This is a genomic window from Caulobacter sp. UC70_42, from assembly GCF_044056025.1.
Lineage (GTDB): Bacteria > Pseudomonadota > Alphaproteobacteria > Caulobacterales > Caulobacteraceae > Caulobacter.
Genome location: NZ_CP171994.1, coordinates 3,887,112 through 3,907,459, shown reverse-complemented (window position 1 = coordinate 3,907,459; position 20,348 = coordinate 3,887,112). Strand labels below are relative to the sequence as shown.

Here is a 20,348-nt window from a genome sequence, read left to right as displayed (position 1 = left end):
ATGTTCGACAAGATTCTCATCGCGAACCGGGGCGAGATCGCGCTCCGGGTTCACCGCGCCTGCAAGGAAATGGGCATCGCCACCGTGGCGGTTCACTCCGAAGCGGATCGCAATTCCATGTGGGTGCGCCTGGCGGACGAGAGCGTCTGCATCGGCCCCGCTCCGGCCGCCAAGAGCTACCTGAACATCCCGTCGATCATCGCGGCGGCCGAGATCACCGGCGCTCAGGGCATCCACCCGGGCTACGGCTTCCTGTCGGAAAACGCCCGCTTCGCCGAAATCGTCAACGCGCACGGCTTCACCTTCATCGGTCCCAAGCCCGAGCACATCCGGATGATGGGCGACAAGATCACCGCCAAGCAGGCCGTGAAGGACGCCGGCATCCCGGTCGTTCCCGGCTCTGACGGCGGCGTCTCGACCGAGGAAGAGGCCTTCGAGGCCGCCGAGAAGATCGGCTTCCCCGTGCTGATCAAGGCCGCCGCCGGCGGCGGCGGGCGCGGCATGAAGGTCGCCCAGACGCGTGAAGACCTGGCCGAGGCCGTCTCGACGGCGCGCGCCGAGGCCCGCGCCGCGTTCGGCGACGATACGGTCTATATGGAGCGCTATCTCCAGAAACCGCGCCACATCGAGCTGCAGGTCATCGCCGACAGCCACGGCAACGTGGTGCACCTGGGCGAACGCGACTGCTCGCTGCAGCGCCGCCACCAGAAGGTGCTGGAGGAAGCCCCCTCGCCGGCCCTGTCGGCCGAAGGCCGCGCCAAGATCGGCAAGGTCGTCGTCGACGCCGTCAAGGCCATCGGCTACCTCGGCGTCGGAACCATCGAGTTCCTGTGGGAGAACGACGAGTTCTTCTTCATCGAGATGAACACCCGCCTGCAGGTCGAGCATCCGGTCACCGAAGCCATCACCGGCATTGACCTGGTGCGGGAACAGATCCGTATCGCCGCCGGCCTGCCGCTGTCGTTCACCCAGGAAGACGTCGTCTTCGAAGGCCACGCCATCGAGTGCCGGATCAACGCCGAGAACGCGCGGACCTTCACGCCCTCGCCCGGCACGATCACGGACTTCCACGCCCCGGGCGGTCTGGGCGTTCGCCTGGATTCGGCGATCTATACCGGCTACGCGATCCCGCCCTACTACGACAGCCTGATCGGCAAGCTGATCGTGCACGGCCGCGACCGCGCCGAGTGCATCGCCCGTCTGAAGCGCTGCCTGGGCGAGATGGTCGTCGGCGGCATCGAAACCACGATCCCGCTGTTCCAGGATCTCCTGGTGCAGCCCGACATCCTGGCCGGCGACTACGACATCCACTGGCTGGAACGCTGGATCAAAGCTCAAGAGAGCTGATCTGGAGCCGGCGATGGACGACGCCTTCACGGTCGACGATCTGATCGCCTGCTACGCGCGCGGCGTCTTCCCCATGGCGGACGCCCGCGAGGACGAAAGCCTCTTCCTGATCGATCCCGAGCGGCGGGGCGTCCTGCCGCTCGGGGACTTTCACATCCCAAAGCGCCTGGCGCGCACCGTCCGCAACGGGCCGTACGAGGTCAGGGTCGACACCGCCTTCAACATGGTCGTCGAAAATTGCGCGGCGTCCCGGCCCGGCCGGGTGGAGACCTGGATCAACCACCCCATCCAACGTCTCTACGGCCAGCTCCACGCACGCGGCATGGCCCATAGCGTCGAGACCTGGCTGGGCGACCAGTTGGTCGGCGGCCTCTATGGCGTGTCGCTGGGCGGGGCGTTCTTCGGCGAGAGCATGTTCTCGACGGCGCGGGACGCCAGCAAGGTGGCGCTGGTCCACCTGGTGGCGCGGTTGCTGACCGGCGGCTACCAGCTCCTGGACACCCAGTTCCTGACCGAGCACCTGACGCAGTTCGGGACGATCGAGATCAGCCGCGCGGACTATCGCCGGCGACTGGCCAAGGCCCTGAAGGTCCAGGGCGACTTCTACGGCTTGGCGGGCGGCGCGACCGGAGCGGCCTGCTTGCAGGCGATCAGCCAGGCGTCATAGACCGGGTGCTGCAGCGGGTTCAGGCCCGGCGAGCTGGCGTACATCCACCCCTTGTAGACCTGGCGTCCGGGCGGGGCGGGACGACCGGCCTGGGCCTTGGGCTGGGTGTCGACCACGACATAGGCGGCCGTCTCCGGCGCCACCTCGTCTGCGGCGGCGGTCTCGCAGGCGCGGACGGTGAAGACGAGGGTCTTGTAGCGGATCGGCTGGCCGACCGGGACCTCGAACCGCATGGTCTCGGTCGTGACCTTGTCCAGGGCCTGAAGGATGGCGATCGTGTAGCGCTGGCGCTTGGCGGGCTCGGGCGGCTTGGCCGGGGGTGTCGCGGCCGGCTTGGGGCGCGGCGACGACAGCGGGCGGCGGCAAGGCCGGCGGATCGGGATTGGCGATCGCGGGCGTGACCGTGGTTGGCTGGGCCGACCGCGGCTCGCCCGGCGTCGGCGCCGGGGTCACGGGGCGCGGCGTCGGCGGCGCGGGGGCCTGGGTCGCCGCCGGCGGAGTCACCGCCTGTGGGGCGCTGTTCTGCCGCGCCAGGGCGGCGCCCGTCACGGTCACACCGGACAGGATCGCGCCGAGGACCATGAGCTTGGCGACCAGGGACGCCCGGCGGACCATCGAGACTATTCCGGCTTCCAGGCTTCGTAGTCGCTGGTGGCCGCCGCGCGCTCGCCGCCACGGGCCAGCGAGCCCTTCGGGCGCCAGGCGTGCACGGTGCCGGTCAGGTTCGGGATGTGATCCTTCTCCCAGTCGCGACGGTTCAGCGGCGTCTGGGTGGGGACCTCGTCGAACGTGTAGTGCAGCCAACCGCTCCAGTCCGGCGGGACCTTGGAGGCTTCGGCGTAGCCGCTGTAGATCACCCAGCGGCGCTTGCGGGCGTCATAGCTGTCGCTGTTGTCGCGGGCCTCGAAGTAGCGGTTGCCGTAGTCGTCCTTGCCCACAAACACGCCGCGGCGGCCGATATGGAAGCGCTGACCCAGGGTCGCGCCGTTCCACCACGTGAAGATCGCTTTCAGCACTACGTTCGCACCTGAATTTATAAGGCTTTGCAGGCCGCGACACGCACGGCGAAGCGGCCGGACTATAGGGTTTCACGCCCTCAGCGTCCAGCGCCGCTCCGCGAGAGAAGACTTCAACATCTTGTGGATTAGACCCACCACACCCGCAACATCTATTGAGGCTCAGCGATCGAGGTTCTAGCTTGGGGTGCGACCTTACGCGCGTCCCGCCGGCGCGGAATCACGCGTTAGGAATTTGATAAGATATCGCGATCGCCAGACGAACCCGGAACTCGCCCATGCGCACGCCCGCCAAAGCCGCCGGAGTTGTTCCCGCCATGGAATGGCGCGACCTCGAACGCAGCGACAGTATCGTGGTGGTCTCGGCCCCGGCCGCCTGGAGCGACGCTCGCGTCGAGGCCTGGCTGGACTGGGCCGGCGAGATCGAGCCCAAGGCCGCGCTGGGCGGTGGTCCCGCGCGCTACGCCGAGCGTGTGGCCGAGGTGGGCTTGGCCCAGGGCCTCTTCGGCGACAAGGCCGACGCCAGCGCCTTCCGCGACGCCCTGCTGGCCACCATGCTGTCGGGGATCGCCACCCCGGCTGGCGGCCAAGCCGGTCTGAGCCTGCTGCCCGACATCGCCGAGTTCGAGTTCCAGACCATCGTCAGGGACAGCCTCGGCCGGCGCCGCGGCCGCGCGCTCGCCGCCCAGGCCGCCGCGCGGCTGGACGCCGCCCTGGCCCAGGTGGCCGACGCCGTCCGCCGCTGCTCGGGCGACCCGCGCGCCTGCGCTGACGTCCGCAAGAACCCGGCCCTGGCCCGCGCCGCCCGCAAGGCCCGCGAGCTGGGCGCCGACGACCGCACCCTTCTCGACGCCATCGCCACGGCCGATGCGCCGCGCATGGCGCTGGCCGACGTATCGGCCGAGCGGGAATCGGCCATGGTTTCCTCGGCCTCGCGCCAGGCCGTGGCGGCCGGCGATGAGGCCGCCGCCTTCGCCGCCCAGGTCGGCTGGGAAACGAGCGCCCTCACCCTGGCCCTGTCGCCGACGGACGCCGAGATCCTGGCGCGCGGCGTGGGGGTCGGCGCGGCCATCGACGCCAGCGCCTTTCTCGACGCCGACGGCTTCGACGTCGAGCGGTTCACCTATGTCTGCCACCTGTGGGGCACGGCCCTGGAACTGGAGCGCGGCGAGCGCCCCGCCCGTCTAAGTCTAGCCGGCGTCGGCGACTGCCTGCTCAGCCAGGGCTGGGCCCAGACCAGCGTCGAGGGCCGTGACGGCGCGGCCGCCCTCTGGGCGCTGGCCGTTGGCGCGGCCCTGTCGGCCAGCGCGGAGGCCGCCGCCGCGATGGGGCCGGATCCCGTCTTCGCCCAGGACAAGCAGAGCGTGCTCAAGACCCTGGCCGAGCGCCGGGTCCGCGCCGCCGCCCTGCGCTCGGCCCTGGCCACCGAGGCCGCCGCCGCCCTGGCGACCGCCCATGCCCTGGCGCGCAAGCACGGCCTGCGTTCGGCCGCCCTGGTGGGTCCTTTCGAGGATCCGGAAGCGACCTTGCGCCTCGGCGGCGCGCCGGTGGGCCCGGCCGGCGCCATGTCGCCGGTGTCGGCGGCGCAGACCGCCGACGGCTTTCTGCTGCCGACCTTCAGCGCCGCCGCCTTCGAGGCCCTGTCCAGCGAGGGCGTCGACCTGGACGCGGCCCGCCGTCACGCCCTGGGCCACGGCTCGCTGGCCGAGAGCCCGGCGATCGACCACGCGATGCTGCAGGCGCGGGGCTTCACCGCCCATGAGATCGAGAAGGCCGAACACGCCCTGCGCGAGAACCACGGCCTGCGCGCCGCCTTCGCCCCGGCCGTGGTCGGCGCGGGTTTCCTGCGCGACGTGCTGGGGGCTTCGGCCGAGGACGTGGCCCGTCGCGACTTCGACACCCTGGCCTTCGCCGACTTTTCGATCTCCGAGATCGCCGCCGCCCAGCGCCATGCCCTGGGGGCGGGAACCCTGGGTGACTGCGAGGCGCTGAACCCGGAGCTGCGCGAGGCTTTCAAATCGGTCGAGACCCCGACCTTCGCCGATCGCCTGGCCATGCTGGCCGCCGTCGAGGCCTTCGCCTGCCTGCCGACGCCGGTGGCCATCCCCGTTGCCTTTGACAGCCGTCCCGCCGACGCCGTCCGCGCCCAGGCCGCCGCCGCCCGCTCGGGGATCCGGGCGCTGCGCCTGCAACGCGCCAGCGCGCCGGTCGACTTCAAGCTGGACCTGCCCGAAGAACCCGCCGCCGAGGCCCCGCGCGCGACCGCGCCGGTCCGCGAACCGCTCGTCACCGAGCGCGTGGTCGAGAAGATCGTCGAGCGCGACCGCTCGCGCCGCCGCCTGCCCGATCGCCGCAAGGGCTATATCCAGAAGGCGGCCGTCGGCGGCCACAAGGTCTATCTGCACACGGGCGAATACGAGGACGGCGAGCTGGGCGAGCTGTTCATCGACATGCACAAGGAAGGCGCGGCCTTCCGCAGCCTGATGAACAACTTCGCCATCGCCGTGTCGCTGGGCCTGCAGCACGGCGTGCCGCTCCACGAATTCGTCGACGCCTTCGTCTACACCAAGTTCGAGCCGGCGGGTCCGGTGACCGGCAACGACTCGATCAAGTCGGCGACCTCGATCCTGGACTATGTCTTCCGCGAACTGGGCGTATCGTATCTGGGGCGAGACGACCTGGCCAATGGCGACCCGGGCGAGTTCAACGCCGACGGCCTGGGCGCGGGCAAGACCCTCGAGATCGAGGATGGCGAGCCCGAACCTGTCCCGGCCAGCCTGTTCATTTCCAAGGGCTTTTCGCGCGGCGCCGCGCACGACAACCTGGTCTTCGCCTCGTTCGGCCGCCGCCGCGTGGAAGGCCAGGACCGTCCGGGCGCCGAGGGCGAAATGTGCCCGGCCTGCGGCGACCTCTCGCTGACCAGGCGCGGCGGCATGACGGTCTGCGACACCTGCGGGGCGCAGTCGGACCGCCCGGGACCGATGGCCTCGTCCTGAGCGTGTTTGGTTGGCGTTAAGCTTGCTACGGCAGGGTGAGAACGCCCTTTTCGCGTAGGACCTGCGCCAGAATGAAACCGATCGCTCTTCTCTCGGCCCTCGCCGTGCTGGTCTTCGCCAGCTCGGCTGGAGCGCAGAACGCCAGCCAGATCTCGGCCGTCCGCAACGGCGCGAACTGCCCGCGCTGCAACCTGTTCCAGGCAGACCTGTCGAACCTGACGTTGAAGAACAAGAACCTGGCGGGCGCGCGGCTGCGTCAGGCTGACTTTTCGACGGCGATCATGAACCGCACGCGCTTCACGGGCGGCGACCTGCGCGATGTCAACGCCTATGGCGCGGTCATGACCGGCGCCAGCTTTGCCCGCGCGGACCTGACCAACGCCAGCTTCGTCGGCGCCTATCTGCAGGGCGCGAATTTCTCCGGGGCAAGACTATCTGGCGCCAACTTCTCGGGCGCCGAAATGGACCGCGCCATCGGTCTTACCCAGGCCCAGCTGGACCAGGCCTGCGGCGATGGATCCACCTACCTGCCCGGCAATCTGCGTATCCCGCTCTGCCGTTAAATCCCCGTCATTACCGCAATTTAAGTGGCTTCTAGGAGCCCGCCGGTTCAAACCGTAACTCACACAGTCGCGTATGGACTGAACGGAGAACTTGATGTCCCGCCTGGGCGCTTCCATCGCCGCCTTGACCCTGAGCTTCCTGGCCATGACCGGTCAGGCTCAGGCCTCTATCGAAGACAAGGACGTCGCCAAGCTGACCTCCTTCGGCGGGATGTGCGCCAACTGTGATCTCGCCGGCCGCAAGCTGATGAACGCCAAGTTCGCCGGCGCCACGTTCGTCAAGGCCATCTTGATCGGCTCCGACCTGCGCGGCGCGATGTTCTACGGCTCGAACTTCGGCTGGGCCGATCTGAGCCGCGCCGACCTGCGCGGCGCCGAGATGCGCGGCGCCAACTTCACCGGCGCCAACTTCACCGACGCCCGCATGTCCGGCATCGAGAGCAGCGGCGCCAACTTCAACCAAGCCACCCTGACCCGTGTCGACCTGTCTTCGGCCGAGTTGCACGCCGCCCAGATGACGGGCGCCCGATCTGCAGAAAGCGCGTTTTTCCAACGCCGAGCTGATCGCCGCCAACCTGTCGGGCGCCAACGCCCGCGACGCCGATTTTTCGAACGCCGACATCAACCACGCCAACTTCCAGGGCGGCCGGTTCGACGGCGCCCGCTTCCGCAACGCGGACATGACGGGCTCGAACCTGCGCGGCGCCATCTTCAACGGCGCGGACTTCCGCAACGCCGATCTGACGATGGTCAATCTCAGCGCCGCCGATCTGTCGAGCGCCCGGGGCCTGGAACAGGACCAACTGGACGAGGCCTGCGGCGACGGCTCCACTCGCCTGCCGTCGGGCCTGAGCGTTCGGTCTTGCTCCGGGATCAAGGGCGGGCGCTTCTTGCTCCTGCGCGAGATCCCCAAGGCCCCGCCGGCCCCGCCCGCGCCCCCTGCCCCGCCTTCGCCCAAGAAGTGGTGATCGGCGCTTAAGGCCCACCAATCAAGAAAAAGCCCTCCGATCGCGAGACCGGAGGGCTTTCTTGTATCTGTCGCCTGGACCTAGATCGCCTAGACCTTGATGGGCGGCGCGGTGCGGATGTGCAGCTCCTTGAGCTGCTTGTCGAGCACGTTGGCCGGCGCGTTCATCAGCAGGTCCTGGCCCTGCTGGTTCAGCGGGAAGGCGATGACCTCGCGGATGGCCACCTGGTCGGCCAGCAGCATGACGATGCGATCGATGCCCGGCGCCAGGCCGCCGTGCGGCGGCGCGCCGTAGCGGAAGGCGTTCAGCATGCCGCCGAACTGCTCCTCGACCACTTCCGGGCCGTAGCCGGCGGTGGCGAAGGCCTTGAGCATGATCTCGGGCTTGTGGTTCCGGATCGCGCCCGAGCACAGTTCGTAGCCGTTGCAGACGATGTCGTACTGGTAGGCGCGGATGGTCAGCGGATCCTGGGCCTCCAGGGCCTCTAGACCGCCTTGCGGCATCGAGAACGGGTTGTGCGAGAAGTCGACCTTCTTCTCGTCCTCGTTCCACTCGAACATCGGGAAGTCGACGATCCAGCAGAACTTGAACTGGTTCTCGTCGACCAGCTTCAGCTCCGTGCCGACGCGAGTGCGCGCCAGGCCCGCGAACTTGGCGAACACGGCCGGATCGCCGGCCACGAAGAACGCGGCGTCGCCAGCGCCAAGGCCCAGCGATTCCATCAGGGCTTGCGTCGGTTCGCCAAGGTTCTTGGCGATCGGGCCGCCCCAGCCGCCCTGGTCTTCAGACCAGAACACATAGCCCAGCCCAGGCTGGCCTTCGCCCTGCGCCCAGCTGTTCATGCGGTCGCAGAAGGCGCGGCTGCCGCCGGTCGGCGCGGGGATGGCCCACACCTGGTTCTTGGCGTCCGCGCCCAGGATCTTGGCGAACAGACCAAAGCCGCCATCGCGGAAGTGCTCCGAGACGTCGGCCATCTTGATCGGGTTGCGCAGGTCCGGCTTGTCGCTGCCGTACCAGGCCATCGACTGGGCGTAGGTCAGGCGCTCGAAACCCTTGTGCTCGAACGATTGGCCGAAGTCGTTGGTGAAGGTATGGGTTCCGTCGATCGGCGAGACCGGCTTGCCGTTCGAGAACTCCTCGAACACGCCGTGCATCACCGGCTCGATGGCCGCGAACACGTCTTCCTGGGTGACGAAGCTCATCTCGACGTCGAGCTGGTAGAATTCCAGCGAGCGGTCGGCGCGCAGGTCCTCGTCGCGGAAGCACGGGGCGATCTGGAAGTAGCGGTCGAAGCCCGAGACCATCAGCAGCTGCTTGAACTGCTGGGGCGCCTGCGGCAGGGCGTAGAACTTCTCGGGGTGCAGGCGCGAGGGCACCAGGAAGTCGCGCGCGCCTTCCGGCGAGCTGGCCGTCAGGATCGGCGTCTGGAACTCGTTGAAGCCTTGCGCGAACATCCGGTTGCGGATCGACTGGATCACGCGCGAACGCAGGACGATGTTCTTGTGCAGCGTCTCGCGACGCAGGTCGAGATAGCGGTGCTTGAGGCGGATCTCTTCCGGGTAGTCCGGCTCGCCGAAGACCGGCAGCGGCAGTTCGGCGGCTTCGCTCAGCACCTCGAACGGCCGAGACGCGGATCTCGATCTCGCCGGTCGGCAGGTTGGGGTTCACCACGCTGGCGTCGCGGGCGACCACCTCGCCGTCGACGCGGATCACGCTCTCGGCGCGCAGGCGCTCGACGATCGCGAAGCCCGGCGTTTCCGGGTGCAGGACCAGCTGGGTCAAGCCGTGGTGGTCGCGCAGGTCGATGAAGACCAGGCCGCCATGGTCGCGCTTGCGGTGGATCCAGCCCGACAGGCGCACCGAGGAACCGGTGTCGGAGGCGCGCAGAGCGCCGCAGTTGTGGGTGCGATAGGCGTGCATGGAGGTCATGAAAGTCTTGAATACGCGGTGATTTGCAAGGCGCGGTAAGGCGCACGTGGGCGCCGGGATGTCAAGGATTCTGGGATGGCCAATGGGATGGATCGCGCGCTCGCGCGACCCATCCGCGGAAGCTTTTCAGCGTTAGGCGGCCTCGATGATGGCCAGGAAGTCCTTGGCCTTCAGCGAGGCGCCGCCGACCAGAGCTCCGCCAACCTCCGGCGCGGCCAGGATCTCGCGGGCGTTCTCGGGTTTCACCGAGCCGCCGTAGAGGATCTGGACGGCGCGGCCGTCCTCGCCGAACAGCGCGATCAGCTCGGCCCGGATCGCCGCGTGCATCTCGACGATATTGTCGACCGAGGCCACGTGGCCCGTGCCGATAGCCCACAGCGGCTCGTAGGCGACGTTGAAGGTCTTGCCGGCTAGGCTGACCGGTAGGGAATTGCGCAACTGGCCGACGACGAAGGCCACCGCCTCCCCAGCCTCCCGTTGCGCCAGGCTCTCGCCGACGCAGATGATGGGCTCCAGTCCCGCCGCGATGGCCGCTTCAGTCTTGGCCGCGACGTGCTGGCAGGTCTCGCCGTGGTCGGTGCGCCGCTCGGAGTGGCCGACGATCACCAGGGTTCCGCCGGCGTCGGCGATCATCTCCGCCGAAATATCGCCGGTATGCGCCCCGGAGCGTTTATCGTGGCAATCCTGTCCGCCAGTCAGGACGAACGAACCCTCCACGGCCTCGGCGAGGCGGTGCAGCAGGGTGGCGGGCGGAAAGATGGCCACACGGGCGGCGGCGGGCTGGCGATCCAGTTCCGCGGCGACGGCGCGCGCCTCGTCCAGAGCGGCCGAAAGACCGTTCATCTTCCAGTTTCCGGCGATCAGCGGCCGGGGAGTCGTGTTCGTTAGGGTCATAGAGGCCTTCTTGGGGTCACGCTCCCTTGGGAAGTCAAGCCCACGCCGCTTGCCCACGCGCACGCGGCTCTACTATACCCGCTGCTCTCGACCGCTGTGCTCATTCGCGCGGCGATCCGCCTGGAAGGTTTTCGAACGCATGCTCGCCGGTTTCCGCTCCTTCGCCAAATCGCCCTTCGCGGTGCTGCTGTTTGGCTTGCTGATCGTCAGCTTCGCCATCTTCGGCATCAGCGACGTCTTCAAGGGCCCCAAGGGCTCGGGCGTGATCACCGCGGGCTCGCGCACCTTGTCCGCCCAGGACTTCAAGCTGCGCTTCGACAACTACCGCAAGGGCATGGAGGAGCGCAGCGGCCAGACCTTGACGCCCGACCAGGCCGTCGAGCAAGGCGTCGACCGTCAGATCGTCCAGGAGCTGGCCCTGCAGGAATCGATCGCGGCCGCCATCCAGCGCATGGGCGTCAAGCCGTCCGACAAGCTGGTCGGCGAGGTTGTGCACCAGCAGATGAGCCAGTTGCCGCCCACCCAGCGGCCGTTCAACCCGATCACCGGCAAGTTCGACCCGCAGATGTACGCGGCCCTCCTGGCTCAGAACAACCTGACGCCGGCGAACTACGAGGCTTCGCTGCGCGACGAGATCGCCAACGCCCACTTCTTTTCGGCGGTCGCCGGCGGCCTGAAGGCCCCGCGCATCTACGCCGCCCTGCAAGGCGCCTACGTCCTGGAAGAGCGCGACGTCGCCGCCTTCGCCGTGAACCCGGCCTCGGTCACCCGTCCGGCTCCGCCGACCGACGCGCAGCTGACCGCCTTCATGAAGGAAAACGCCGAGCGCCTGACGCGTCCGGAAACCCGGGTGCTGTCGATCATGCGTGTCAGCGCCAAGGCCCTGGAGCCGACCGTCGCCATCGACCCGGCCGCCGTGCAGAAGGCCTACGACTTCCGCAAGGACAGCCTGGCCAAGCCCGAGACTCGCACGATCGTCCAGATCGTCGCTCCGGACGCCAAGGCGGCCGCCACGATTTCGCAGCGCCTGGCCAAGGGCGAGGATCCCGCCGCCGTCGCCAAGGCGTTCGGCAAGACTCCACTCGTCCTGACCGACAAGCCCAAGACCGCTGTTCCGGATCGCAAGGTCGCCGACGCCGCCTTCAGCCTGGCCGCCGGCCAGGTCAGCGGCCCGATTACGGGCGAACTGGGCGTTTCGGTCATCAAGATCGTCAAGGTCACGCCGGGCTCGACCGCCTCGCTGGAGAGCGTGCGTCCGCAGATCGAGGCCGAGGTCCGCGCCCAGGCGGCCCAGACCAAGGCCTATGACCAGACCCAGACCTATCAGGACGCCCATGACGGCGGCGCCGATCTGGTCGCCGCGGCCAGCAAGGCCGGCGCCCTGGTGCTGACGACCGCCCCGGTCACCGCCCAAGGCGCGGACGAGACGGGGCAGCCCGTCGCCGGCCTGACGCCGGACATCGTCAAGACCGCCTTTGGCCTGTCGCAAGGCGGCGAAAGCGATCTGATCGAGGCTGGCAAGGGCGAATACTACGCCGTCAAGGTCGAGAAGGTGATCCCGGCCGCCATGCCGCCGCTGGCCGAGATCAAGCCGCAGCTGACCGCCGTGTGGATGGGTCAGGAAATGAGCAAGCGCCTGAAGGCCAAGGCCGACGAACTGGTCGCCCGCGTCAAGAAGGGTGAGCCGATCGAGGCCGTCGCCGCCTCGGTGCAGTCCAAGGTCCAGAAGGTCCCGGGTCTGTCGCGCCAGAACGCTCAAGCGCACATGGGCCTGGGCCGCGAGTTCCTGAGCGCCGCCTTCCAGGCCAAGAACAACGAGGCCTTCGCCACCCGCGCCGGCCCCCAGGGCGAGGCCTATGTCGTCGCCAAGCTGGAAGCCATCCGTTCGGCTCCGACCGCCGCCATCGCCCAGATCACCGCCATGGCGGGCGCCCAGGCCGGCGAAGGCCTGATGCGCGACCTCGGCGAAGCCTCGCGCAACGCCGCCAAGGTTCTGCTGAAGACCAAGAGCAACCTGACCCTGGCCCGTCAGGCCATCGGCGTCGACACCGAGGCCCTGGCCAAGGCCGAGGCCACGAAGGCCGGAAAGAAAGCCGAGTAATGAGTCTGGAGCCCGCGTTCGACGCCTTTTCGGAAATCTACGATTCCGGACGGCAGCAGGTCGTCTGGACCCGCCTGATCGACGACCTCGAGACTCCGGTCTCGGCCTATCTGAAGATCGCCCAGGCGCGTCCCTACAGCTTCCTGTTCGAGAGCGTCGAAGGCGGGGCCTGGCGCGGTCGCTACTCGATCGTGACCATGAACCCGGATCTGGTGTGGCGCTGCCGCGGCGATCAGGCCGAGATCGCCGAGGGCGACGACATCGCCGCCGGCCAGTACACGCCTCAGCAGGGCGGCGCACTGGACAGCCTGCGCGATCTGGTCGCCCGCTCGCGCATGGAGCTGCCCAAGGGCCTGCCGCCCATGGCCGCCGGCGTGTTCGGGGCCCTGGGCTATGATCTGGTGCGCCTGGTCGAGCGTCTGCCCGATATCAACGAGGATAAGCTGGGCCTGCCGGACGGGATCATGACCCGGCCGTCGATCGTCGCCGTTTTCGACGCCATCGCCCAGGAGATCATCCTGACCACGGCCGTGCGCCCGAAGGCCGGCGTCTCCGCCCAGGACGCCTATGCCGCCGCGCGGTCGCGGATCGAGACCGTGATGGCCGACCTGCATCGTCCGCTGGCCCACGACGCGCCGCGCGCGCCGCGGGAACCTATGGAGTTCACCACGCCGGTCAGCCGCGCTGACTACGCCGACGTCGTCGCCAAGGCCAAGGACTACATCGCCGCCGGCGACATCTTCCAGGTCGTGGCCAGCCACCGCTTCCGTGCGCCTTTCGACCTGCCGCCGTTCGCCCTCTACCGCTCGCTGCGCCGGACCAATCCGTCGCCGTTCCTGTTCTTCCTGAACCTCGACGGCTTCAATCTTGTGGGTTCCAGCCCCGAGATCCTGGTCCGCCTGCGCGACAACAAGATCACCATCCGGCCGATCGCCGGCACCCGTCCGCGCGGCGCCACGCCCGAGCAGGACGCGGCGCTGGAGGCCGAGCTGCTGGCCGATCCCAAGGAACGCGCCGAGCACCTGATGCTGCTGGATCTCGGCCGCAACGACGTCGGCCGCGTGGCCATGCTCAATCATCAGGGTCGAAACACCCCGGCCGAGCGCCCCAAAGGTCCGAATGTCCGGGTGACCGAGAGCTTCAAGATCGAGCGCTACAGCCACGTGATGCATATCGTCTCGAACGTCGAGGGCACGGCGCCGGAAGGCGTGGATCCGGTCGACGTGCTGATGGCCGCCCTGCCCGCCGGCACCCTCTCGGGCGCGCCCAAGGTGCGGGCCATGGAGATCATCGACGAGCTGGAAGTCGAAAAGCGCGGCATCGGCTATGCCGGCGCCGTGGGCTATTTCGGCGCCGATGGCTCGGTCGACACCTGCATCGTGCTGCGCACGGCGCTGGTCAAGGACGGCATGATGTACGTTCAGGCCGGCGGCGGCATCGTGGCCGACAGCGATCCCGACGCCGAGTATGACGAGACCCTGCACAAGTCCCGGGCTCTCAAGCGCGCGGCAGAGGAAGCCTGGCGATTCAGCTGAGCCTTAGGGCTGTTTCTTCCGCGCCTACGGACCGCCTAACCGGTCCTCCGGCAGGTGTTGGGTGACCGCCGGCGGCGCCAGCACCATCACCGTGGCGAAGGCCAGCGCGCAAAGCGCGGCGAAGGCCGCGGCGGCCAGCACCGGCGCCATCTTCTGGGGGCGCGTCTTGGGCCGCAGCAGCGCGCGGACATAGGCGACGGCGACAGGGTCCAGGGCGGAATCACGCGGGTCCATTCCCATATGATGCTCCAGACCGCTTCCGCTGTAACCGTAACTGAAAGCCGCGGGCGAAAATGCCGCTACACAAAGGCTTCGCCCGCGCTAGAACCGCACTTCGAAAGGCGGCGTCATGATCCTCGTCATCGATAACTACGACAGCTTCACCTACAACCTCGTTCACTATCTGAACGAGCTGGGCGCCGAGACGGTCGTCTACCGTAACGACGCCCTGACGGTGCAGGAGGCCCTGGGCCTGCATCCGGCCGCCGTGTTGCTGTCGCCCGGACCAAAGGCTCCGGACCAGGCCGGCATCTGCCTGCCGCTGCTGCGCGCCGCGCCGGCCGACCTGCCGATCCTGGGCGTTTGCCTCGGCCACCAGGCCATAGGTCAGGCCTATGGCGGCGAGGTGATCCGCGCCAAGCAGGTCATGCACGGCAAGGTCAGCAAGGTGCGCCACAACGACAAGGGCATCTTCAAGGGACTGCCCAACCCCTTCACCGCCACCCGGTATCACAGCCTGGCCGTCCGCAAGGAGGACCTGCCGCCCGAGTTGGAGGTCACCGCCTGGACCGACGACGGCGAGATCATGGGCGTCCAGCACAAGACCCGGCCCGTGTTCGGCGTCCAGTTCCATCCGGAATCGATCGCCACCGAGGGCGGCCATCAGATGCTGGCCAATTTCATGGACCTGGCGGGCGTCAAGCGCGACGCGGCGGTCTGGGTCTAGGACGGTCAACATGTCCGATGCATTCAAGCCGCTGTTGGCTAAGCTGGCCGATGGCCAGACCCTGGGCGAGGAGGACGCCGAGGTATTCTTCACCGCCTGCCTGCGCGGCGAACCGACGCCGGCCCAGGTCGCCGCCGCCGTCACCGCCATGCGCCTGCGCGGCGAGACCGTGGGCGAGATCGCCGCCTGCGCCCGCGCCATGCGCCGCGCGGCCGTCCAGCTGGAGCATCCCTACGAGGTCATCGACGTCTGCGGCACCGGCGGGGATGGCCTGCACACCCTGAACATCTCCACCGCCGTGGGCTTCGTGGCCGCGGGCGGCGGCCTCAAGGTCGCCAAGCACGGCAACCGCGCCATCACCTCCAAGTCCGGCACGGCCGACGTCCTGACCGCCCTGGGCGTCAATATCGACGCCACGCGCGAGCAGCAGCGGCGGGCCCTGGACGAGGCCGGCATCTGCTTCCTGTTCGCCCAGGCCCACCACGGGGCGATGAAGCATGTCTCGCCTATCCGCCAGCAGCTGGGTTTCCGAACCATCTTCAACCTGCTGGGCCCGTTGACCAATCCGGCCGGCGCCAAACGGCAGGTGGTGGGCGTCTCGGCGCCGCGCTTCGTCGAGCCGATCGCCAAGGCCCTTGGCGCCCTGGGCGCCGAACGGGCCTGGTCGGTGCACGGCGCGGGCATGGACGAACTGACCACCACGGGCGAGACCGAGGTCGCCGAATGGCGCGACGGCCGCATGCATCTCTTCACGATCACGCCCGAGGCCGTCGGCTTGCCCCGCGCCTCGCTGTCGGACCTCACCGGCGGCGATCCAGACTTCAACGCCGCCGCCCTCACCCGACTGCTTGACGGCGAGCAGGGCCCGTATCGCGACATCGTGCTGCTGAACGCCGCCGCCGCCTTCCTGGTCGCCGACAAGGTCGAGACCCTGGTCGAGGGCATCGCACTGGCCGCCGACGTCATCGACGACGGCCGCGCCAAGGCCGCCCTCGCCGGCCTGGTGGCCGCAACGAATACGGAAGCCGCCGCATGACCGACATCCTCGCCAAGATCGCCGCCTACAAGCGCGACGAGGTCACCGACCGCAAGCGCCGTCGCACCCAGGCCGCCCTGGACTCCGCGGCCCGCAACGCGTCGTCGCCGCGCGGCTTCAAGCGGGCGCTCGCTCAGGGCCACGCGCCCGGCAAGCTGTCGCTGATCGCCGAGATCAAGAAGGCCTCGCCCTCCAAGGGCCTGATCCGGGCCGACTTCGATCCGCCGGCCCTGGCCCGCAACTATGAGGCCGGCGGCGCGGCCTGTCTGTCGGTGCTGACCGACGGACCCAGCTTCCAGGGCGCCGACGCCTATCTGATCGATGCTCGCGCGGCGACCGCCCTGCCCTGCATCCGCAAGGACTTCCTGGTGGACCCCTGGCAGGTGGCCGAGAGCCGCGCCCTCGGCGCCGACGCCATCCTGGTGATCCTGGCGATGATCGACGACGTCCTGGCCGCCGAACTGATGGCCGAGGCCAGGCGGCTGGGCATGGACGCCCTCGTTGAAGTCCACGACGAGGCCGAGATGGCTCGCGCCGGCGCCCTGGGCTCGGACCTCGTGGGGATCAACAACCGCGACCTGAAGAGTTTCGTCGTCGACCTAGCCGTCACCGAGCGGCTGTCGGCCCAAGCGCCCAAGGACGCCCTGCTGGTCACCGAGAGCGGCATCTTCACCCCTGATGACGTGGTGCGGATGGAGGCCACCGGCGCCAAGGCCATGCTGGTCGGTGAAAGCCTGATGCGTCAGGCCGATGTCACGGCCGCTACGCGCGCTCTGCTCGGCTAAAGGATCGGGTACGCGCCATCTGGCGTTTTCGGCTTCGGCCGCTCACAGTCGCCTCAACAAGAAAGCCGCCGCGCCGCGACGCCGGCGACGCCACGCGAGGAAGCGCGAATGCATTGGGTCGCCCGCGTGGTGAATTGGTCCCTCGTCGCCTTTTTCAAGCGGGAGGGTTGGACGATCGAAGGCTCTGCGCCGACGACGACCCGCAAGTTCGTGATCATCGCCGCCCCGCACACCAGCAACTGGGACTTCGTCTATTTCCTGGGCGCGGCCGACGCCTTGAACTTGAAGTTGAGCTTCATGGGCAAGGCCTCGCTGTTCCGCTGGCCGTTCGAAAGGCTGATGAAGGACCTTGGCGGCGTGCCGATCGACCGCTCCCAGTCGCGCGATACGGTCCAGGCCATGGCCGACGAGTTCGCCCGCCGCGACGAATTCATGCTGACGATCGCGCCCGAGGGTACGCGCGGCAAGGCGGGCGGCTGGAAAACAGGCTTCTACAACATCGCCCTGAAGGCTGGCGTGCCGATGGTGCCCGGCTTCATGGACTACAAGCGCAAGGTGGTGGGCCTGGGACCGGCGATGATCCCCAGCGGCGACTACGAGAAGGACCTGGCGACGCTGGCGGCGTTCTATGCGCCCGTCACGCCCAGGCGCCCGGAACTGAAAACCGTCCCCTAGGGTGGATCAACGGCCGGGTTGGCTGAAGCTTGGTCGCTCGCTAGGGTCCGCGCCGCTCTTTCGTTGAAAGGAATCGGATGCGGGCCCTTCTCTCCAAGCTGCGGCGCGCCTTCTCGCCCGCGCCCCAGGCGTCGGTCGCCGACGCCGTGGCCGCCCCGCAAGAGCTGTGGCACCTGGTCGGCGCCGCCGACGCCGACTTCATTCGCGTAGGCCAGCAGTTCAAGGAGCTGTTTGTCGCCGCCGGCCTGCAACCGCACCACGCCTTCCTCGATGTCGGCTGCGGCATCGGCCGCGCCGCCGCGCCGCTGGTCGACTATCTGGATGCGTCGGGCCGCTACGCCGGCTTCGACGTGATGGCCGAGGCCATCGACTGGTGCAAAGCCAACATCGCCGTTGGCGACCCGCGCTTCGAATTCACCCACGCCGATATGCATAGCGACCGGTACAATCCGGGCGGCTCGCAGCCGGCCAGCGCCTTCGTCTTCCCCTATCCTGACGCCAGCTTCGACTATGTCTGGCTGGGTTCGGTGTTCACCCACCTGCTGGCCGCCGACCAGGCCCAGTTCGCGCGCGAGATCGCCCGGGTGCTCAAGCCCGGCGGGACCAGCATCGTCTCCTGGTATCTGATCGACGAGGAGGCGCGCGCCAACACGGGCGGCGGCGAGATCGCCTTCGATTTCGTCCATGCCCTGGAGGGCTGCTGGACCGCGACGCCGGACCTGCCGGAGGCGGTGATCGGCTATGACCTGCAGCCGATCCTGGCGCAGTACGAGACACTCGGACTCGATGTTCTGAACCAGGCCCTGGGCGTCTGGCGCCGCCAGCCGATGCAGGACCAGGACATCATCATCGCCCGCAAGCGCGCCGAGCTCTCACGCTTTTAGCCGCCGAAGACAAAGTCGGTTTTCCAATAGCCGTTCGACGGATCGAGGATGTTGACCGCGAACGGCGCCGCGCCGTCCGAGAGGTCCGTCAGCCAGGCGTCGTTGGACCTGGCCAGCACGCCGACATCCTCGGTGGCCGCGGCCGCCAGCAGGAATCCGACCATGGCCGCCTTCGTGCCGATACCGGTTGGGCCGTCGCCGCCGTAGTAGGCTAGGTAGTCCACCCGGGTGTCGATCAGCGCATGGACCTTGGCGTCGGTCGGCGTCCCGCCGAAGATGGCGCCATAGGCCTTCTTGGTCGCGTCAAAGAGGCTCAGCGATCCATAGCTGGCCACGAAACTGTCCTTGGCCTCGCCGTTCTTGCCCAGATTGACCGCGAAGTTGATGTAGCGGTTCACCGTATCGAACGTGGCGTAGTAGGCGCTGTTGAGGTTCGTGGCGTTCGGCCCCGTCGGCGAGATCAGGAAGTCGACGCCGACCTCGCTCGGCACCTTGCCAGTGAAGAACTGATAGCTCATCGACGCGACCGAGGTCGTGGCGTCGGCGGCCTTGACCACTTCGGCGATCGCCCCCGCCGGCGTCAGGGTCCCCGCCGCGATCTTGGCGTCGAGATCCGCCGCCGTCGCGCCGCCGCCGCCGCGCAGGATAGCGCTCACGGCGATCTGGGCGGCGGAGACGGTGAGCGACACCGTCTTGTCGGAGAATTTCAGGCTCTCGATATTGATCAGGATGTCGACGCCCTCACCGCCGCTGGGGCGCAGGTCGCGGACGGTCCAGGAACCGTCGGCGTTGCGGACCCAGGCGAAATTCGTCGAGGCGGCGGCATAGGTCATCACGTCCGCGCCGCCGCCGCCGTCGATCCGGTCGTCGCCGACGCCGCCGGTCACCGCGTCGGCGCCGCCGCCCAGCTTGACGTCCAGCCGCTCGACATGGCGCAGGTGGACCGCCGCGAGGTTGGTCAGGCTGCTGGGAACGAAGATGTCGCCATTCAGGTCGCGCACGACCCGCAGGCTCTCGGTCCGAGCGCTATAGTCGGCCCGGAAGACGTCGACGCCGGCGCCGCCATCGATGTCGGCTAGCCAGGTCTGGTCGAAGATGTCGTCGCGGATCGTCCCCAGCCCGGCGTCGGCCACGATCGCCAGGTCCAGGTCGCCGATCGTGTACCGCGCGCCGCGATAATAGGCGACGCCGTTCATCAGCCCCGCCAGCGGATCGCCGCCGCTGGGCGGAGCCGCGACCGTGCCGTAGTGCGTGTAGTTGCCGGGCGTCAGGGGAATTTCGTGGCCGACGAGGGCGAGGACATTCGGGCCGGAAAAGTACGGCGCGGCGCCCTCCTTGATCACGCGCAGGTCGTACGGAGAACGGAAGAGACCATCGAGCGCCTCGCCATAGCCGCTGAAGACCAGGCCATGCCCCAGTTCATGAACGATCACGCTCAGGGCGTCGGTGCGATTGTTCGGAATGTCGTCGGCGGTCTCGGGCGTCGGGTCGAACCAGAGCTCGTTGCGAAGATAGTCGATGGAGAACTGCAGCCTCAGATCATCGCCAACGGTGTTCGGATTGCCGCCCGAGCGCAACTCGGCGCTCAGCGTCCCCTCGCCCAGAATCATGCCGCCGGCGAATCGCGCGGCGGTCGTGACCTGCGCCGGCCCGCCCTGAGCGCGGCCTGAAGCGGTCGAAGTCATGATCTCGACAATGATGTTCGCCGTCGCCGATCCGGCCAGAACATCGCTCCACCTGGACAGTCCCAAGGTGATGGCCTGGGTCAGGTTGGCGCGTTCGACGTCGGTGATGCCGACCTGGTCGTCGAAACGGATCGAAGGCGTTATCGTCATAAGATCAACCCGTTATCGCGACATTCCAATTGGGCCTCGAACCGATGCGCCGCGTTCGCGCCCGTCCGCGCGATCACCTTAGCAGACCCGCACGACCGTGTTTGTCGGCCAAGGCTCACATCACGCCCTTATCTCATCGTCAACTTGACATTAAGGAAGAACGCCTAGAGA

The 20,348-nt window shown here is 68.3% G+C and carries 15 protein-coding genes and 3 pseudogenes; 12 read left to right on the top strand and 6 right to left on the bottom strand.

Features of this window, described 5'->3' with window-relative positions; genetic code table 11:
- Together accC and aat are read left to right on the top strand one after the other, a co-directional pair.
- On the top strand, positions 1 to 1,347 hold the full coding sequence (gene accC / locus ACHMW8_RS19390) for an acetyl-CoA carboxylase biotin carboxylase subunit (RefSeq protein ID WP_125158503.1): 1,347 nt from the start codon (positions 1 to 3) through the stop codon (positions 1,345 to 1,347).
- Between the two features lie 13 nt (positions 1,348 to 1,360).
- On the top strand, positions 1,361 to 2,014 hold the full coding sequence (aat, locus tag ACHMW8_RS19385; RefSeq protein WP_395443459.1) for a leucyl/phenylalanyl-tRNA--protein transferase: 654 nt from the start codon (positions 1,361 to 1,363) through the stop codon (positions 2,012 to 2,014).
- Here aat and ACHMW8_RS19380 read toward each other — a convergent pair.
- Together ACHMW8_RS19380 and ACHMW8_RS19375 are read right to left on the bottom strand one after the other, a co-directional pair.
- Positions 1,951 to 2,629: pseudogene (locus ACHMW8_RS19380) on the bottom strand (DUF2155 domain-containing protein). The gene aat and the pseudogene ACHMW8_RS19380 overlap by 64 nt on opposite strands.
- Positions 2,630 to 2,634: 5 nt before the next feature.
- Positions 2,635 to 3,030 carry an NADH:ubiquinone oxidoreductase subunit NDUFA12 gene (locus ACHMW8_RS19375; protein WP_125158506.1) on the bottom strand — a complete coding sequence of 132 codons (396 nt, stop codon included), beginning with the start codon at positions 3,028 to 3,030 and terminating at the stop codon, positions 2,635 to 2,637.
- 278 nt (positions 3,031 to 3,308) lie between these two features.
- Here ACHMW8_RS19375 and ACHMW8_RS19370 point away from each other — a divergent pair, with 278 nt between their 5' ends.
- The 3 genes and pseudogenes from ACHMW8_RS19370 to ACHMW8_RS19360 all read left to right on the top strand — a co-directional run bounded on the left by ACHMW8_RS19370 (position 3,309) and on the right by ACHMW8_RS19360 (position 7,557).
- A complete protein-coding gene (locus ACHMW8_RS19370; protein ID WP_395443458.1) occupies positions 3,309 to 6,026 on the top strand; it encodes a ribonucleotide reductase in 2,718 nt (905 codons plus the stop codon).
- A gap of 71 nt (positions 6,027 to 6,097) precedes the next feature.
- Positions 6,098 to 6,589, top strand: coding sequence for a pentapeptide repeat-containing protein (locus ACHMW8_RS19365; RefSeq protein ID WP_395443457.1), 492 nt, complete (start codon positions 6,098 to 6,100; stop codon positions 6,587 to 6,589).
- A gap of 94 nt (positions 6,590 to 6,683) precedes the next feature.
- Positions 6,684 to 7,557, top strand: a pseudogene (locus ACHMW8_RS19360) (pentapeptide repeat-containing protein).
- Positions 7,558 to 7,646: 89 nt separating this feature from the next.
- Here ACHMW8_RS19360 and aspS read toward each other — a convergent pair.
- Positions 7,647 to 9,486, bottom strand: a pseudogene (aspS, locus tag ACHMW8_RS19355) (aspartate--tRNA ligase).
- A 132-nt stretch (positions 9,487 to 9,618) separates the two neighbouring features.
- Positions 9,619 to 10,380, bottom strand: coding sequence for a triose-phosphate isomerase (tpiA, locus tag ACHMW8_RS19350; protein WP_395443456.1), 762 nt, complete (start codon positions 10,378 to 10,380; stop codon positions 9,619 to 9,621).
- Positions 10,381 to 10,519: 139 nt separating this feature from the next.
- On the opposite strand from tpiA, the gene ACHMW8_RS19345 reads away from it, so the two are divergent.
- Positions 10,520 to 12,481: a peptidylprolyl isomerase gene (locus ACHMW8_RS19345; RefSeq protein ID WP_125158511.1), complete on the top strand. Its 1,962-nt coding sequence runs from the start codon at positions 10,520 to 10,522 to the stop codon at positions 12,479 to 12,481.
- On the top strand, positions 12,481 to 14,016 hold the full coding sequence (gene trpE / locus ACHMW8_RS19340) for an anthranilate synthase component I (protein WP_395443455.1): 1,536 nt from the start codon (positions 12,481 to 12,483) through the stop codon (positions 14,014 to 14,016). The genes ACHMW8_RS19345 and trpE overlap by 1 nt, the downstream gene beginning before the upstream one ends.
- A 24-nt stretch (positions 14,017 to 14,040) precedes the next feature.
- Here trpE and ACHMW8_RS19335 read toward each other — a convergent pair whose 3' ends face one another.
- A complete protein-coding gene (locus tag ACHMW8_RS19335; protein ID WP_125158513.1) occupies positions 14,041 to 14,250 on the bottom strand; it encodes a hypothetical protein in 210 nt (69 codons plus the stop codon).
- 115 nt (positions 14,251 to 14,365) lie between these two features.
- Between ACHMW8_RS19335 and ACHMW8_RS19330 the strand changes: the two genes are divergently transcribed.
- The 5 genes from ACHMW8_RS19330 to ACHMW8_RS19310 all read left to right on the top strand — a co-directional run bounded on the left by ACHMW8_RS19330 (position 14,366) and on the right by ACHMW8_RS19310 (position 18,342).
- A complete protein-coding gene (locus tag ACHMW8_RS19330; RefSeq protein WP_125158514.1) occupies positions 14,366 to 14,962 on the top strand; it encodes an aminodeoxychorismate/anthranilate synthase component II in 597 nt (198 codons plus the stop codon).
- Positions 14,963 to 14,972: 10 nt separating this feature from the next.
- Positions 14,973 to 15,998, top strand: a complete 1,026-nt coding sequence (gene trpD / locus ACHMW8_RS19325) for an anthranilate phosphoribosyltransferase (RefSeq protein WP_125158515.1) — start codon at positions 14,973 to 14,975, stop codon at positions 15,996 to 15,998.
- Complete coding sequence (gene trpC / locus ACHMW8_RS19320; protein ID WP_125158516.1) at positions 15,995 to 16,783, top strand: indole-3-glycerol phosphate synthase TrpC; 789 nt, start codon at positions 15,995 to 15,997, stop codon at positions 16,781 to 16,783. Before trpD ends, trpC begins: the two co-directional genes overlap by 4 nt.
- A gap of 108 nt (positions 16,784 to 16,891) precedes the next feature.
- On the top strand, positions 16,892 to 17,458 hold the full coding sequence (locus ACHMW8_RS19315; protein WP_395443454.1) for a lysophospholipid acyltransferase family protein: 567 nt from the start codon (positions 16,892 to 16,894) through the stop codon (positions 17,456 to 17,458).
- 77 nt (positions 17,459 to 17,535) lie between these two features.
- Complete coding sequence (locus ACHMW8_RS19310; protein ID WP_395443453.1) at positions 17,536 to 18,342, top strand: class I SAM-dependent methyltransferase; 807 nt, start codon at positions 17,536 to 17,538, stop codon at positions 18,340 to 18,342.
- Here the strand turns inward: ACHMW8_RS19310 and ACHMW8_RS19305 are convergent.
- Positions 18,339 to 20,177 carry a hypothetical protein gene (locus ACHMW8_RS19305; protein ID WP_395443452.1) on the bottom strand — a complete coding sequence of 613 codons (1,839 nt, stop codon included), beginning with the start codon at positions 20,175 to 20,177 and terminating at the stop codon, positions 18,339 to 18,341. The genes ACHMW8_RS19310 and ACHMW8_RS19305 overlap by 4 nt on opposite strands.
- Between the last annotated feature and the right edge of the window lie 171 nt (positions 20,178 to 20,348).

Bases quoted from the DNA above. Each gene is read 5' to 3' on its own strand.
- accC (WP_125158503.1), top strand. From the start codon at position 1: ATGTTCGACAAGATTCTCATCGCGAACCGGGGCGAGATCGCGCTCCGG.
- aat (WP_395443459.1), top strand. From the start codon at position 1,361: ATGGACGACGCCTTCACGGTCGACGATCTGATCGCCTGCTACGCGCGC.
- ACHMW8_RS19370 (WP_395443458.1), top strand. From the start codon at position 3,309: ATGCGCACGCCCGCCAAAGCCGCCGGAGTTGTTCCCGCCATGGAATGG.
- ACHMW8_RS19365 (WP_395443457.1), top strand. From the start codon at position 6,098: ATGAAACCGATCGCTCTTCTCTCGGCCCTCGCCGTGCTGGTCTTCGCC.
- tpiA (WP_395443456.1), bottom strand. From the start codon at position 10,380: ATGACCCTAACGAACACGACTCCCCGGCCGCTGATCGCCGGAAACTGG.
- ACHMW8_RS19345 (WP_125158511.1), top strand. From the start codon at position 10,520: ATGCTCGCCGGTTTCCGCTCCTTCGCCAAATCGCCCTTCGCGGTGCTG.
- trpE (WP_395443455.1), top strand. From the start codon at position 12,481: ATGAGTCTGGAGCCCGCGTTCGACGCCTTTTCGGAAATCTACGATTCC.
- ACHMW8_RS19335 (WP_125158513.1), bottom strand. From the start codon at position 14,250: ATGGACCCGCGTGATTCCGCCCTGGACCCTGTCGCCGTCGCCTATGTC.
- ACHMW8_RS19330 (WP_125158514.1), top strand. From the start codon at position 14,366: ATGATCCTCGTCATCGATAACTACGACAGCTTCACCTACAACCTCGTT.
- trpD (WP_125158515.1), top strand. From the start codon at position 14,973: ATGTCCGATGCATTCAAGCCGCTGTTGGCTAAGCTGGCCGATGGCCAG.
- trpC (WP_125158516.1), top strand. From the start codon at position 15,995: ATGACCGACATCCTCGCCAAGATCGCCGCCTACAAGCGCGACGAGGTC.
- ACHMW8_RS19315 (WP_395443454.1), top strand. From the start codon at position 16,892: ATGCATTGGGTCGCCCGCGTGGTGAATTGGTCCCTCGTCGCCTTTTTC.
- ACHMW8_RS19310 (WP_395443453.1), top strand. From the start codon at position 17,536: ATGCGGGCCCTTCTCTCCAAGCTGCGGCGCGCCTTCTCGCCCGCGCCC.
- ACHMW8_RS19305 (WP_395443452.1), bottom strand. From the start codon at position 20,177: ATGACGATAACGCCTTCGATCCGTTTCGACGACCAGGTCGGCATCACC.